General features: G+C 64.3%; 14 protein-coding genes. 6 read left to right on the top strand and 8 right to left on the bottom strand.

Features of this window, described 5'->3' with window-relative positions; translation table 11 throughout:
* The first annotated feature begins 199 nt into the window (after positions 1–199).
* Positions 200–595, top strand: a complete 396-nt coding sequence (locus tag C5B90_RS15620) for a pyridoxamine 5'-phosphate oxidase family protein (RefSeq protein WP_115882893.1) — start codon at positions 200–202, stop codon at positions 593–595.
* Between the two features lie 44 nt (positions 596–639).
* Here the strand turns inward: C5B90_RS15620 and C5B90_RS15615 are convergent, their stop codons facing one another.
* The 3 genes from C5B90_RS15615 to tenA are packed head-to-tail and all read right to left on the bottom strand — an operon-like array spanning position 640 to position 3,673.
* Positions 640–2,169, bottom strand: a complete 1,530-nt coding sequence (locus tag C5B90_RS15615) for a sodium:proline symporter (RefSeq protein ID WP_115882892.1) — start codon at positions 2,167–2,169, stop codon at positions 640–642.
* Complete coding sequence (locus C5B90_RS15610; RefSeq protein WP_115883037.1) at positions 2,163–3,011, bottom strand: TenA family protein; 849 nt, start codon at positions 3,009–3,011, stop codon at positions 2,163–2,165. Before C5B90_RS15610 ends, C5B90_RS15615 begins: the two co-directional genes overlap by 7 nt.
* Positions 3,008–3,673: a thiaminase II gene (gene tenA / locus C5B90_RS15605; RefSeq protein ID WP_115882891.1), complete on the bottom strand. Its 666-nt coding sequence runs from the start codon at positions 3,671–3,673 to the stop codon at positions 3,008–3,010. Before tenA ends, C5B90_RS15610 begins: the two co-directional genes overlap by 4 nt.
* Positions 3,674–3,903: 230 nt before the next feature.
* On the opposite strand from tenA, the gene C5B90_RS15600 reads away from it, so the two are divergent.
* From C5B90_RS15600 to C5B90_RS15590, 3 genes are all read left to right on the top strand, one after another.
* Complete coding sequence (locus C5B90_RS15600) at positions 3,904–4,470, top strand: TATA-box-binding protein (RefSeq protein ID WP_115882890.1); 567 nt, start codon at positions 3,904–3,906, stop codon at positions 4,468–4,470.
* 793 nt (positions 4,471–5,263) lie between these two features.
* Positions 5,264–6,496: a Cdc6/Cdc18 family protein gene (locus C5B90_RS15595; RefSeq protein WP_007274162.1), complete on the top strand. Its 1,233-nt coding sequence runs from the start codon at positions 5,264–5,266 to the stop codon at positions 6,494–6,496.
* Positions 6,497–6,619: 123 nt separating this feature from the next.
* Positions 6,620–7,777: a M20 family metallopeptidase gene (locus C5B90_RS15590; protein WP_115882889.1), complete on the top strand. Its 1,158-nt coding sequence runs from the start codon at positions 6,620–6,622 to the stop codon at positions 7,775–7,777.
* A gap of 52 nt (positions 7,778–7,829) precedes the next feature.
* On the opposite strand, the gene C5B90_RS15585 is transcribed toward C5B90_RS15590, so the two are convergent.
* Positions 7,830–8,249: a heme-binding protein gene (locus C5B90_RS15585; RefSeq protein ID WP_058567641.1), complete on the bottom strand. Its 420-nt coding sequence runs from the start codon at positions 8,247–8,249 to the stop codon at positions 7,830–7,832.
* Between the two features lie 225 nt (positions 8,250–8,474).
* The gene (glyA, locus tag C5B90_RS15580) at positions 8,475–9,722 is read right to left on the bottom strand and encodes a serine hydroxymethyltransferase (RefSeq protein WP_115882888.1); all 1,248 of its coding nucleotides are present in this window, start codon (positions 9,720–9,722) and stop codon (positions 8,475–8,477) included.
* A gap of 372 nt (positions 9,723–10,094) precedes the next feature.
* Here glyA and ilvA point away from each other — a divergent pair, with 372 nt between their 5' ends.
* Positions 10,095–11,336, top strand: a complete 1,242-nt coding sequence (gene ilvA / locus C5B90_RS15575; RefSeq protein WP_115882887.1) for a threonine ammonia-lyase — start codon at positions 10,095–10,097, stop codon at positions 11,334–11,336.
* 156 nt (positions 11,337–11,492) lie between these two features.
* On the opposite strand, the gene C5B90_RS15570 is transcribed toward ilvA, so the two are convergent.
* Complete coding sequence (locus C5B90_RS15570) at positions 11,493–12,371, bottom strand: hypothetical protein (RefSeq protein ID WP_115882886.1); 879 nt, start codon at positions 12,369–12,371, stop codon at positions 11,493–11,495.
* Positions 12,372–12,613: 242 nt separating this feature from the next.
* Here C5B90_RS15570 and C5B90_RS15565 point away from each other — a divergent pair, with 242 nt between their 5' ends.
* Complete coding sequence (locus C5B90_RS15565; protein ID WP_115882885.1) at positions 12,614–13,264, top strand: helix-turn-helix domain-containing protein; 651 nt, start codon at positions 12,614–12,616, stop codon at positions 13,262–13,264.
* Between the two features lie 35 nt (positions 13,265–13,299).
* On the opposite strand, the gene C5B90_RS15560 is transcribed toward C5B90_RS15565, so the two are convergent.
* Both C5B90_RS15560 and C5B90_RS15555 read right to left on the bottom strand, forming a co-directional pair.
* Positions 13,300–13,674, bottom strand: coding sequence for a hypothetical protein (locus C5B90_RS15560; RefSeq protein WP_115882884.1), 375 nt, complete (start codon positions 13,672–13,674; stop codon positions 13,300–13,302).
* Positions 13,667–14,809: an aromatic ring-hydroxylating dioxygenase subunit alpha gene (locus C5B90_RS15555; RefSeq protein WP_058567647.1), complete on the bottom strand. Its 1,143-nt coding sequence runs from the start codon at positions 14,807–14,809 to the stop codon at positions 13,667–13,669. Before C5B90_RS15555 ends, C5B90_RS15560 begins: the two co-directional genes overlap by 8 nt.
* Between the last annotated feature and the right edge of the window lie 181 nt (positions 14,810–14,990).

The raw sequence follows: 14,990 nt of genomic DNA, 5'->3' as shown, positions 1-14,990 counted from the left end.
CTACGTTCCGGCTGGCGTTAGGAATATCTAAACAAAACATTTTGATGACATTAAATCGAAGGTGTGTGAGTGTTCACGGCGCGGGACAGGGTGAGACGGAGCTCGTCAGAACCCCGTGTCCACCGTCTCGGGGACTACCCTCGCGTTTGTAAATACCGATAGAGGCAATCGTATTACGCTGAGAGACCGATATCCGACTATGACTGGCCTCTCCGAACGCGCCGCGTCGCTCGTGACGAGCGAACCGCTCATGGCGCACCTCGCGACCAGCGTCGACGACCGCCCTCACGTCGCCCCGGTCTGGTTCCACTACGCGGAGGACCGCGGGGTAATCGAGGTGCTCACCACGGGCCGGAAACTCGCCAACATCCGCGAGAATCCGCGTGTCGCGCTCTCCGTCCAGAAAGACGAGAAGGGACAGGCACAGTGGAAGGTGACGATTCTCGGGACGGCAACCGTCGTCACCGACGACGATGAGGCCGTTCGAGACGCCACGCGGCGAATCAACCGGAAGTACGGGGCCGAAGAATCCGCGTGGCCCGAAAACGAACTCGTCCGAATCTCGGTGGGGACCGCGACGGTCAGCGAGTACTGAAGTCGTCCAGTCGGCCGACGGTGCGTCAGTCGGCCGACGGCGTCTCAGTCGGACGACGGCGCGTCGGTTCGGCCGTCGTCGAACCGCCGAATCTCCCGCGAGAGCCGACCGAGGTCGAACCCGGCGTCCGTGAGTCTGGCGGCGACGAGCGCCGCCGCCGTCGACACCACAAACGCCCCGCCGAAGGAGGTGAGATACAGCGGGTCGGCGGCGGGGAGCAGGCCGCCGACGACCGGAATCGACGTGATGACGCCGCGGAGGTCGGGGAAGAACGCGAGGCCGACGGCGAGCCCGGTGAGACTGCTCGCGAGCGCACCGAGACCAGTGATTCGCGTCGAGTACAGTCCGTAGACGAGCGGGAAGGCGACGGCCGCGCCGAGCAGGTCGGCGAAGAAGAACAACCGGAGAACGCTCTGGGCCCGGAGACTGACGTAAATCGCGGCGACCGCGACGGCGATTGTGAGCGCCCGCGACCCGAGCGCGAGGCGTCGGTCGCTCGGGTCCGCGAGCAGGCGGGCGAGGTCCGCGGTCACGAGGCTCGAAAGCGCGTTGAACAGCGTGTCGATGGAACTCATCACGAGCAGGAGCGCGAGGAGGACCGCCGCGAGGACGAGCCACTCGGGGAACGCCTCCCCGAGGAGGACGAAGAAGGCGGCGTCGGCGTTGTAGCCCGCGCTCGCGGGGTCGGTGACGACGGCGGCGTTGCCGACCGCGACGACGCCGAAGAAGGCGGTGACGAACACGATGGCACCGTTGGCGAGCGCCGCGGTCCGGAAGCTCCGCCCGACAGTCTCCGACGAGTCGGCCGCGTAGATGCGCTGCCACCACGTCTGGTTGATGAGTTCCGCGCCGAGGATGGCGAACGCGAGCGCGAGCCCAAACTGCAGACCGGCGACCGCACCGAGGTCGAGGAGCGCGGGGTTCGTCGCCGTGATGCCGTCGATGGCGGCGGCGGGACCGCCGAGCGCGACGAGCGCGCCGACGAACGCGAGCAGTAAGAGCGGGATGACGACGCCCGCCTGGACTGCGTCGGTCGCGATGCTGGCACGGAGGCCGCCGTAACTCGTGTAAAGCAGGACGAAGCCGCCGACGAGGAGCGCGGTCTGCCACTGCGGAACGCCGGCGACGAGCGCGAGCGCGCCGGCGATACCAGTCAGTTCAGCGGCGAGGAAGATGAACATGTAGAGCGCGCTCACGAGGAGGACGAAAGCGTACATCGCGGTCCCGTAGCGGGCGTGGGCGTACTCGGTCAACGAGTGGCCCTCGGGGATGAGTTCCCGGATTCGCGGGCCGAGGCGGGCGTAGACGAGCATCGGGACGGCCTCGCCGACCGCGTAGCCGACGACGGCCGCAATACCGAAGCTCGCACCCGCTTCGGGGGCCGAAAAGAGCACCCAGACGCCCATGACGGACGCGACGAGCGTCGCCGTCGTTCGCCGACTTCCCGTAGAGCCACGAGCGCTGATGAGGTCCTCGACAGAGCCGACGCGACCGCGGGAGAACCACACGCCGACGCCCGTAAACGCAACGAGCGTCGCGACGGTCAGCCCGAGCGCGACGGTCGAACTCACCACCGACCGTCACCCGGTTGGGAAGACCCGCCGGTCGAGTGTGAGGGCGCGGGTGAGGTTGCAGTTGCGGTCGAATCGCCGGACGGTGCCAGTTCGTACGCCTCGTCGAAGAACGCGACCTCCAGTTCGACCGTGCGGCAGAACAGCTGTTCGAGCCGCCGTTGTCGGCGCGGTGAAGCGGCCGCGCCCTCGCGGTCGAGTTCGGTCCGGAGCCACTCGACGAACGCCGCGAAGCCGTCGACTGCGTGGAGGTCAATCCACTCGGAGAGGTAGAACCGCGAGGGCGATTCGTCGGGGTTAGTACCGGCGGTCGCCCACGACAGGTAGACCCACTCGGCAGGGACGAGCACCGCCAGCGTCTCCGCGTACCCACCCTGCCCCGCGGCGCGTTCGAGGAGGTCGATAAAGGCGCGTGTCGTCGGCGTCGTCTTCGGGTCCGAGTAGACGGACTCGGGAACGTCGAGTGCGTCGAACGCCCGCAGGAAGTAGTCGTCCTCGTCGTCGGTCAGGACGCTGAGGAACGAGACGAGTTCCGACTTCGACTCCATAGTCGGCGCGGTGCCGACAGCGTGGCCGAAGACGCCGACGAGCGTCTCCACGAAGGCGTAATCCTGTACGAGGTACTGCCTGAACACGTCGTCTGCGAGTTCGTCGGCGGCGAGTTCTCGCGTCAGTCGGTGAGCGGTCGCGTCGTCCCACGAGTCGCCCGCGCGCTTACGGAGCCAGTCGGTGAATCGCGGGTCCGACCGCGACGCGGCGAACTCGTCGTACGTCTCGGGGGCCACCGGGTCCGCGTCGGGCGAGTCGGGCGAACCAATCGAATCTGACTGATCGGCGTCGGTCATAGCGGCCACTCCTCTCGCCGCCAGGCGGCGTCCCAAAACAGGTACTCGTACTGCGCCGACGTGCGGAACAGGTCGCGGTAGCGTTCGCGGTCCGACTCGGTGGCGCTCGCGGCCACGTCGTCCATGAGCGCCTTACACCAGTCGGTGAGTTCGGTGAACTCGTCGCCGGCGTACATCTCGACCCACGCGGCGTACTGGTCGTGATCCGGGATTCCCGCATCGGCGAGTCGGAGACCAGTCTCGTTGAACCCCCACATACAGGGGAGCAGGGCGGCGACGATGTCGCCGAACGAGCCGAGCGTCGCGGTGCGAACGAGGAAATCCGTGTAGGCCCGGGTCGTCGGTGACGGCGTCGTGGCTTCGAGTTCGGCGGGGTCGATGCCGAACTCGGCGGCGTAGCTCCGGTGAAGGTCCATCTCCTCGTTGACGGTCGATTCGAGGAGGCTCGCGAACGTTCCCATCGAGTCGAGCGTCGGGGCCTTCGCGGCCCCGAGCGCGAAGAGGCGGCTGTACTCGACGAGGTAGACGTAGTCCTGCCGTACCCAGTAGCGGAACGGCTCCTCGTCGAGGCTCCCCTCCCCGAGTCGGACGACCATCGGATGGTCGAGGATGGCCGACCAGAACTCGTCGGCCTCGTCGCGAATCGTGTCTGTGAACGCCATGGCGAGTAATCGAAGAAGACGCTGAAAAGAATTATGATGAGGTGATATTCATTGGTTATCCCACGTGGAGCCCGTCCCGACTGTTGCCCGACCGCCGGTCTCAACTCGGCCAGTACGCCGGCCGCCCGGTCAGCGGTGGGTTAGCCGTCCAGTTGTCCAGTTGTCCGGTGATTAACACGTGTGAACGACCCCGGTAGTTTAAGTCGAGCGAGTGTCAACGAATCCACAAGATGTCGCACGTGAACGCCGTCGGGTCCATCGAGATTCAGAACGTCGTCGCTTCGACGGAAGTTCCGGTCGAACTCGACCTCGAACGACTCTCGCTCGATATGGACGGGACGGACTACGACCCCGAGAACTTCCCCGGACTCGTCTATCGAACCCGAGACCCGAAGTCGGCGTGTCTCGTCTTCCGGTCGGGGAAAGTCGTCTGCACCGGCGCGGACAGCGTCGACGACGTGAGCACGGCCATCGCAACGCTGTTCGACGAGTTCACTGAACTCGGCGTGCCCGTTCCCGAGGATGCGGATATTACGGTCCAGAACATCGTTTCGAGCGCCGACCTCGGCGAGGCACTCAACCTGAACGCGCTGGCCATCGGGCTCGGTCTCGAAGCCGTCGAGTACGAACCCGAGCAGTTCCCCGGACTCGTCTACCGTCTCGACGAACCGAGCGTCGTCGTCCTCATGTTCGGAAGCGGGAAAATCGTGATTACGGGGGCGAAGCGGACTGCCGACGCCGAAGCAGCGCTCGAGACAGTTGACGAGGACGTTCGCGAGCTCGGACTGTTCGGGTGAGCACTCGGTGGGTAGTCGACGGGTATTCGGTGGCCGTTGAGACACCGGGTGACGTACTGACGTGTTGGCGAAGTTGGGAAGGCGGTTAACTGGAGGTCGGGAGACGGTATCGGTGCTGACGGTGGCTGTTTTCGGGTTGTTGTATTGTTGTATTGTTGTGTTGAGTAGCAGAACTAGTAGTCTAGCTACTAGTGTTAGTCCAGTGTGTCAGTGAAGAGAACGGTATCGCGTCGTTGGATGCGTGTCGAGGTGTCGTGGCTGTTCTTCGAAATGGGTCTTGTTCATGATTCGTCCGTCTGCGCTCGGGAGTACACACACACACCCCCCTCGCGTTTGTAACGGCTACGCCAGACCCTAGGCGAATTCGACACACCCCCCTCGCGTTTGTAAATCTAGGGGCAAAATCAACCGACAACACCCCGCTCGCCGACCCACCCCCACACCGATTCGCGTTACATCCGCGAGGGTGGTGTGTCTGCACCGCCGCTCTCGTCACTCGACGTTACAAACGCGATGGTACTCCCCCGCTCGATTACAAACGCGAGGGTGGTCTCTCGGCGGCCGAGTTACAAACGCGAGTGTACCCCCACCGGCCACGTCTTCCTCGTGGCCGTCTCGCCGGTTACAAACGCGAGGGTGGTGTCTGACAGTCTTACTTGCGCGATACTACTCGTTGATCGTCGAATCCAAAACCGGGACTGAAATACCGCTCAAACGGCCGTATTTATCGCTGTTACAAACGCGAGTCCACCCCTTCACCTTTATTAGGGGAGAGTATGAATAGCGAACTCACATGACATCGGACGAGAGCGAGGGTGGGACTCGCGACCCGCTGTTTCGCTACGACCAGCCTATCTTCGCGAATGAGGATATCCTCAAAATCTCTCACCTCCCGGGTCCCGACAAGATCGTCGGTCGCGACGAGCACATGTCGAAAGTCGCACAGGCGCTCAACCCCGCCATCTTCGGACGTGAACCGACCCACCTGTTCATCTTCGGGAAGACGGGGTCTGGAAAGACGCTCACCGCCCGGCTCGTCAGCGAGCGACTTCAACACGAGGCGGTCCGCGAGGACGTCGACGTTCGCATCGCCGTCATCGACTGCGGCGAACAGCACACCGAGGCGTCGGTGATCAAGACGCTCGCCTCGCAGGTCAACGACCCATCGAAAAGCGGGATGACGATTCCCGAGCGCGGGCTGTCGACCGGCGACTACTACAACCGACTGTGGCAGGTGCTCGATACCTGTTCGGACGTGACCATCGTCATCCTCGACGAAATCGACATGCTCCGCGACGACGAGGTGCTTCGAAAGCTCTCACGCGCGGGAGAGAATCAGAAGATAGTGGATTCGCGCATCGGCATCATCGGCATCTCGAACAAGATCGACTACCCCGAGGAACTCACGGAGCGCGTCAAATCGAGCTTCGCCCACGACGAACTCGTCTTCCCGTCGTACGACGCGAACCAGCTCCGCGAAATCCTCGAAAACCGGAAGGACGCGTTCAAGCCGAGCGTTCTCACCGACGACGTGATTCCCCTCGCGAGCGCGCTCGCCGCCCAGGAACACGGCGACGCGCGGAAAGCCATCGACATCCTTCGGAACGCCGGCCGCATCGCGCGCAACGAGAGCGCCGAGACCGTCACCGACGACCACGTCCGGGCGGCGAAAGAAAAAAGCGAGGCCGACCGCTTCAGCGAACTCCTCGAAGGAACCGCCACGCAGTCGAAAGCCGTCCTCTACTCGCTCGTCCTTCAGACCGGCGGACGAAAGACCGCCGAGATTACGACGAACAAGATTTACCGACAGTATCTCACCGTCGCCGACGACCTCGACATGGACCAACTCTCTGAGCGCCGCGTGCAGGAACTCCTGCAGGAACTCGACTTCCTCAACGTCATCCAGTCGGAGGTCCGAGGCCGCGGCCGCGGGCAGGGCGTCCACGGGACCCACCGCCTGCTCGAAGACCCGGACATCGTCAAGCGGGTTCTCCTCCGGGACAGCCGTATCTCCACGCTCGAATAGCGGCGCGCGACACGCGACACGCGGCGTTCGCACGAATCCTTCGACGCCTGCGCCCGCGTCGGAAAAAAGCTACCGCACGAACCCTTAACACACGCCCGTCTCTGTCGATAGACGACCGAAACCATGGACGAGGAGTTACTCTCGTTGCTCACGAGTCTCGTCGAAATCGAGACCGAAAACCCACCGGGAGACGAGGCGGCGGCGGCGAACTTCGTGTACGACTGGCTCGAATCCCGAGGCGTCTCGGCGACGCTCATCGAGGAACCGTTCCCCGACCGACCGCAGGTCGCGGCGCGCGTCGGCGACGGCGAGCCCTCGGTCGTCCTCAACGGCCACCTCGACGTGGTCCCGGCGGGCGACCGTGACAAGTGGACGCACCCGCCGTACGAACCGACCGTCAGAGACGGCAGACTGTACGGCCGCGGGAGCGCGGATATGAAGTGCGGCGTCGCCCTCGCGATGCTCGCGACGGTCGAGTTCGCCGACGCGTTCGATTCCGGGGCCCTCGACGGCTCGGTCGTGTTCCACGCCGCCGTCGGCGAGGAGACGGCCGAACCGGGAACGAAGACGCTCCTCGAACGCGGTTACGACGGTGAGTACGGCGTCGTGCTCGAACCGACGGCGCTGCGGACCGCGACGAGCGCGAAGGGGCTCGGATGGTACGAGATTTCCGTCGGCGGCGACCCGTCACACGCGAGTCGCCCCGACGAGGGGGACAACGCGATTGGGAACGCCCGGCCCGTTCTCGACGCGCTCGAAGCGTACGACGAGGAGATTCGAGCGCGCTCCGACTCGCTCGTCGGTCACCCGACCGCGACAGTCACGCGGTTCGAGGCGGGGACGAAGGAGAACGTCGTCCCGGAGAGCGCGACGATAACGGTCGACAGGCGGTTCGTCCCCGCGGAGTCCGTCGAGGAGGTCGACGCCGAAATCGACGCACTACTCTCCGATGTCGCGGCCGAACACGACCTGCGCGTCGAGTGGACGCGAACGCGGGTCTACGAGTCCGCGGCGGTTCCGACCGACAGCGACATCGCGACGCGCTTTCGGAACGTGGCCGCCGAGCAGGCGGATATCGACCCCGAACCGTGGGGTATTCGGGCGGCGACCGACGTTCGGAACCTCGTCAACGACGCCGGGATGGACGCGATTACGTGGGGACCGGGGTCGATGGCGCAGGCCCACGCCTACGACGAGTACATTGAACTGTCGGAGGTCGAAGCCGGGTACGACATCCTCCGCACGGCGCTCCGCGGGCTGTTCGAAGCCGGTGGGAACTGAGCACTCGCCCGTCGGACGGGCGGCCCAAAAAAGCGGCTGACGTCGACGCCGGTTATTCGACGAGTTCTTCGAACCGTTCGACCGCGGCGCTCGCGACCGCCATGTCTTCGGACACCTCACCGCCGCTGACGCCGACGGTCCCGACGATTTCGCCGTCGACTTCGAGCGGATAGCCGCCGCCGAAGACGACGAGTCGGTTCTCGTCTGTCGTCTGGAGACCCCAGAGCGACTCGCCGGGCTCGGTCGCCTCGGCGAGTTCGTGCGTGGGTGTTTTGAGCGCGGCCGCCGTGTACGCCTTGTTCCGAGAGATGTCGACGCTCGCGAGCCACGCGTCGTCCATTCGGTGCTGTGCGATGAGGTTACCCTCCGGGTTCGCGACCGTAATCACCATTCGCAGTCCCATCGACTCGGCCTCCGCTTCCGCCGCTTCGATGAGTACCTTCGCCGTCTCGAGATTGATTGCATCGGACATATCGCTTCGTCGAAACCGGTCTCGACGGCCCTACTTATACGTGCGCCGCGGGTCTCGGATGGCCTACCGATTTCGCTTCTTTCCCCCGATTTCGGGTGTTTGAGTGGCCCTCGAACGACTCGGACGAGAGAACAACAAATGTAAGAATTTTTATAATTCGTGTCGCCCGCCTGTGAGACTCCATCGGAAGACGTTCGGTTCGAGGCGAACCGACTCGGTGTCCGGTCAGTCGTACAGCGGGTACTCGTCGGTCAGTTCGTCGACCTTCTGGTCGACGAACCCCTTGACCGACTCGTCGTGCGGCGCGTCGACGACCTCGTAGATGAGGTCGGCGACGGTCCGGCAGGCCTCCTCGTCGAACCCGCGGGTGGTGAGCGCGGGCGTTCCGGCGCGAATCCCGCTCGGGTTGAACGCCGAGCGACTCTCGCCGGGGACCGTGTTGGCGTTGAGGACGATACCGACCTCTTCGAGGGCCGCTTCCACGTCTTTGCCGGTCGTGTCCGGGTGGGACGGCCGGAGGTCGACGAGGACCAAGTGGGTGTCCGTGCCTCCGGAGACGAGTTCGAGGCCGCGCTCCTGTAGCCGCTCGCCGAGGGCGGCGGCGTTATCGACGACCTGCGACGCGTACTCCTCGAACTCGGGGGTCAGCGCCTCGCCGAAGCCGACGGCCTTGCCGGCGACGTTGTGCAGTATCGGGCCGCCCTGGAGACCGGGGAAGACCGCGGAATCGACGTCGTCGGCGTGTTCTTCGTCGCACATGATGATGCCGCCGCGACCCGACCGAATCGTCTTGTGGGTCGAACCGGTGACGAAGTCCGCGGTGCCGACGGGAGACGAGTGTTCGCCCGCGGCGACGAGGCCCGTGATGTGGGCGATGTCGGCGAGGTGGTACGCGTCGACCGCCTCGGCCGCGGCCTGTACGCGCTCCCAGTCGACCTCCCGTGGGTACGCGGAGTAGCCCGAGATGACGATGTCAGGGTCGAACTCCTCGGCCTTCTCGGCGAGTTGCTCGTAGTCGACGTAGCCGGTCTCGGCGTCGACCTCGTACTGTTCGACCTCGTACGTCTTCCCCGCGACGTTCACCGGATGGCCGTGGCTCAGGTGGCCGCCGTGGGTCAAATCGAGCGAGAGAATCTTGTCGCCGGGTTCGAGCACGGTGAGGAACACACCCATGTTCGCCTGCGACCCCGAGTGCGGTTGGACGTTGACGTGGTCGGCGCCCCAGAGCTCCTTGGCGCGGTCGATGGCGAGCTGTTCGACCTCGTCGGCGTGCTCACAGCCGCCGTAGTACCGGCTTCCCGGGTAGCCCTCGGCGTAGTTGTTCGTCAGCTCCGAGCTTTGGGCCTCCATAACCGCCTCGCTGACGTGGTTCTCGCTCGCTATCATGGCGAGCGTGTCGTTCTGCCGCTGGCGTTCGCCCGTCAGCGCGTCGGCGACGGCCGGGTCGGTCTCTCGAACGGTGTCGTAAGGCATCGTGAGTGCATCTCGACTCTGCGGTATAACGCTTCGCCGACCCCCCGAGACGAGGGTGGAATGACGCACCAGAACCACAACGTGACAGGACACGTATGTTCTGTGTTCGGGTCGATAAGCGTGGTGAGTGTCTCTTGGGTATTCCCGAAAGATAATCCGAACTGGGTTCGCTAACGGCCAAAATCGGCGTATTACCTATTCAGTTTCCGCCAGGCTGAGCGCCGACCAGCGATAGCTCTATATTGGAACTTCGTCACGTTTCTCACATACCGTGCTAAGAACTATCACAGACTACGGAACGTCCGGGAACCGAGGGGATACGCGCGTGCCGTCACTGCGCACCGTGGGACCGACCGCCGAGGTGTCTCGCCGATGAGTGAGGCCGAGTCCCTCCCGGTACAGTACAGCGACATCGAGCGCGCGCGCGAGCGACTCGAAAACGAGCGCGTCGTCAAGCGAACGCCGATAGAGCGGAGCACCTCGCTCGGAGACCTCGTCGGCGCGGACGTCTACCTGAAGATGGAACACCTCCAGTGGACGGGGTCGTTCAAGACGCGGGGGGCGTACAACAAGATTCGACAGGATACCGACCGCGGAATCGATGAGTTCGTGGCCGCGAGCGCCGGCAACCACGCGCAAGGCGTCGCGCTCGCGGCGACCGAGTGCGGGGCCGACTCCACGGTCGTGATGCCGGAGAACGCCCCGCAGACGAAAATCGATGCGACGCGTGACTACGGCGCTTTGGTCGAACTCGTCGGTGAGGACTTCCAGGAAACGATGGCGTACGCTCAGTCGCTCGCTGAAGGGTCGGACGCCGAGTTCGTCCACGCGTACGACGACTGCGACATCGTCGCCGGGCAGGGAACGCTCGGCGTCGAGATGTACCACGACCTCCCCGAGATGGACACCGTGGTCGTCCCCATCGGTGGTGGCGGCCTCATCTCGGGTATCGCCACTGCGATAAAACACCACGACCCCGACATTCGCGTCGTCGGTGTGCAGGCCGAGGGCGCGGAGACGGTCCACGAGAGCCTCGACAAGGGCGTCCCCGTGACGCTCGACGACACGAACACTATCGCGGACGGCATCGCCACCGGCGGCATCTCCGAGTTGACGCTTCGAACTATCGAGGAACACGTCGACGAGGTCGTCACGGTCTCCGACGGGGAAATCGCGGAGGCCATCCTCCTCTTGCTCGAACGCGCCAAGCAGGTCGTCGAGGGCGCCGGTGCCGCCTCCGTCGCCGCCATACTGAGCGACGACCTCGACGTCGAGGGCGAGACCGTCATGCCGCTTCTCTGCGGGGGAAATCTGGACATGACGATGCTCCAGACGGTGCTCGTTCACGCGCTGACCAACCGTCGCCAGACGCTCCGTCTCCGGGTTCGAATCCGGGACGAACCCGGCGAGATGGCGCGACTTTCGCGACTCATCGCCGACCGCGACGCGAACATTCACGACGTTCGCCACGTCCGCGCCGTCGACGCCCTCGACGTCGGCGAGGCCCATCTCCTGTTCCGAATCGAGACGAAGGGGGCCGAACACGCGGCGGCCGTCGTGGACACGATAGAAGACGCGGGTTATGCGGTTGACGACGTTTCGGCCCGGCGATAGCCCGCGTCGTCCGTCGCACTCGGTCTCTTCCCGCCGCTTGCCTACAAAAATAATACTTTTGACACGTTGTGTGAGTCCAGGCGGAACACAGCTTGAACGACGGGCGTACCGACGCGCTCCCCGCCAACCGAATTATCGACACAGACGAAGCGTCCGCTACGTTTCTCCGGCCGACTGCCTGATGCGCGCCACGACGTCCTCCCGACTCACGTCCGGGTCGTCGTCGGTCGTGAGTCGGCCCATCACGAATTCGAGCAGGTCGAGGTCTTGGAGCAGGTCGAGCGCGTCCATGCGTTCGAGGTCGAGCGCCTTGCCGAACTCGTAGACGGTCTTGGCGTCGTTAGCGGCGTCGGCGAGTTGACCGATTGTGACTGACTCGGGCAGGCCGATGCCGTCGGCGAGCGCCTCGGGCGACCCGTCGCCGTCCGTCGCGGGCGTCGGCGGTCGCTCGACGCCCGCCGGGTCGCCGGCGAGCGACGTTTCGTACGACGACGGCTCGTGGACGCCTTGGTCGATCATGTACCTGCGGACCGTCTCGTCCGTCACGTCCATCTCGAAGGCGTCGGCCATCCGCTCGAACGTCTCGTACCGCGCGTACACGGCTTCGAGGTACGGCGTGTCTTCGAACGCCGGCACGTTCGGATTCCGAACGGCTTCGGGCAGTTCGATATCGGCATCGTCGTCGGCCGTCTCGATTGAACTCGTCGTCGGCGTCTCGGTCGCGACCGTGACGACGACCACAGGGTCGCCGTCGAGCGAAACGTCTGTGGCGTCGACGGCGACGTGCTTGCGGTTGCTCGGCAGGACATCGTCGACGCCCAGTGTGAGCCCAATCGCCCCGTCGGAGTCGAGCGACGCGTCTCGGATTCGAACGGGTGCGTCGCCGTCGGCGTCCGACGAGAGCGCAAACTCGACATCCGCGGACGCGCCCGACTCCGTGACTGTCACGGACGACTCACGGACGCTCGTGGCGCCCGTCCGCTCGCACTCTTCGAGGAATTCGCCCAGTCGCCGAAGCGATGTGCCCACGCTCATTGTTCGTCTCGACGGACGCGCCGGGACTCCCTGAAAAGCGGTGTGGAATACTGAGTCGGTTTATATAGACCCCCAGAATATGCGTCGAAAGCTATAAGCGAGAATCTGATAGTCAAACTACTATATCGTGCCCACGAGAAACGCTTCTGTCGCGAACGTCGAAACGACTTCGTGTCTTTCAACCGAACCGGCAGCCTGGTTTGCCCGGTGTCGAATCTCTTTATCCACGAGGTGAAGCCACGATGAGTCTGATAACCGTCGCCGACATCGCGCACGACGACCTCGCGTTGACGCCGACGATTCAGTCGGAGGCCGCGAGCGAGATAGACGTCGTCTCGCAGTCCGCGACGGACCCCGAGACCGGCCTGTTCTTCTTCGTCGTGAAGTGCTCGGATGTCTCGGCGTTCGAAGCGGCGCTGGAAGTCGACCACACGGTCAGCGACTGGCAGCTCGTCTCCGAGCGGGAGGGGTCCGCGGTGTATCGTATCGGACACACGCAGGACGCGATTCTCCTCTCGCCTATCATCACGGAACTCGGCGGGCTCATGCTCGACGCGTGCAGCAACGACACGGCGGGCTGGCGGGTCCGGCTCCAGCTCTCGGACCGCGAGGCGCTCTCGGAGCTGTGGGAGTACTGCGAGTCGAACGACATCACTTTCGAGCTGAACCGGATGTTCCGACAGGACGGCTGGATGAACGGCGAGCCGAGCAAACTGACCGACGCCCAGCGCGACGCGCTCGTCGCTGCCTACGAACACGGCTACTTCGAGGAGCCGCGAGAGGCGGCGCTCGAAGACCTCTCGGAGATACTCGACATCTCGCCGACGGCCGTCAGCGGGCGCATCAGGCGGGGGACCTCGGAGCTGGTCGAGTCAATTCTCCTCGACGAGTGACCGGATGACTTCCTGAAAAAAAGGCGGGGCGGGGATTAGACCACGAGGACGTAGTCGTCCCGCGGTTCGTAGATTTCGCCGCTCATCCGCAGGTCGCGGACGGCGTCGAGCGTTTCGCCGATGGCGACGCCGTTGTCTGCGAGCGCCGCGGCGAGTCGTCCGAGTTCGACGCCGTCGGGGTGGGTCTCACCGAGTTCGGCGAGCGCCGTTTTCACGTCGCTGCTCTCGGCCTCGACGTCGAACGCGACGCGCTCCCACTCGACGTCGTGGCCGGTGACGTTCGCGTGTCGCCGGTACAGGTCGACGGCGTCGTTCGGCTCCGTGACGGAGACGTGGAGGTCGCACGCCGGGCAGGTGACGACGCCGGCGCGTGGTTTTTCGGCTAGTTTGGCATCCTCGTTTTCAGGCATTGTAAGCGTCCTGTGCGAGGCGGTGCAGTTTGTGGACGGTGTGTTCGTTCGGACCGAGCTGTGCCTGTCCGAGCGCGCCGGACGTGAGTCCCTCGTACTGCCGTTCGACGAGTTCGAAGTCCTCTTCTTGGAGCTGTCGGCTCGTCTGGACGAACTTCTCTTCTTCTTCCGACAGGTCGGAGTCGCGGAAGTAGTAGTCCGCGATGAGCTGGAAGCGCCCCTCGTCGATGGGGTCGATGATGTACGTGCCGTAGCCGTCGGCGGTGCCGTACATGTTGACCGTGAAGTTCGGCCAGAAGTAGTAGAACTTGGCCTCGTGTTCGGGGTGGATGCGCATCTCGTCGTCGACGTCCTCTTTGTGCTTGTAGTGAAGCACCCAGTGGTAGTCGTTGACTTCGAGTTCGGACTCCATGAGTTCGAGCCCCTGCACCCAGTCTTGGTGGTTCGCCTGACAGTGGTCGCACTCGGAGTAGTTCCCGCTGAACGTCTTCCAGTTGCACTCGACTTCGGAGACGTAGCGCCGGGCGTGTTCGTACTCGCCGAGCGGCAGGTCCTCGAGTTCCGTCTTCATCGACCCGGCCTGTTCGGCCAGCGAGAGGCTCGGTTCGTCCTCGAAGTTGACGAACACGAGCGGCCCAATGGCGTCCGTGTTGACCTCCATGAGCCCGTTTTCTTCGGGGTCGAGTTCGCTGACGGCGTCGTCGTCGAGGTCCGGGTTCAGGCTCGCCTCCTCGAAGCTCTTGGGGGTGCTCTGGAGCGACCCGTCGAGTTCGTACGCCCAGAGGTGGTACGGGCAGGTGATTCGATTGAGGGTTCCGGTGTCGGTCATCGGCGTGTCGTCGAGCATCTTCGACCCGCGGTGGGCACAGACGTTGTAGAACGCCCGCACGTCGCCCTCGCCGTCGCGGGTGACGATTATCTGCTTGTCACCGATGGTTCGCGTGAAGTAGTCGCCGGCGTCCGGGATGTGGGTCTCGTGGCCCGCGTAGACCCAGTACTGACCGAACACTTTCTCCTTTTCCATCTCGTGGACCTCCGGGTCGGTGAAGTACCTCGCCGGCAACGCGTTCGTTTCCGCGGTGATGTCGGCACTTACCGCACCGATCTCGTCACGATTGTTGTTCCACCGTGTCATGGGAGGAAGAAACACACATCTGTGGAAAAGGATTCGTCGGGAATAGTTGACCCGTATAAGTGGTGGTGGATATCCGAGAGCGGTCGCCGTTCGGCCGCCAGCGTCGCTCTCGGCGGGCCGGGCGTCGCTCCCTTGAAAAAGGGGCTCCGTGATACAGGTCAAGAGTGAAGGGGGGATGTTC

The organism is Haloferax sp. Atlit-12N, assembly GCF_003383095.1.
GTDB lineage: Archaea > Halobacteriota > Halobacteria > Halobacteriales > Haloferacaceae > Haloferax.
Note: the sequence above shows the minus strand (reverse complement) of the source record. Positions and strands in the feature narration are given on the sequence as shown.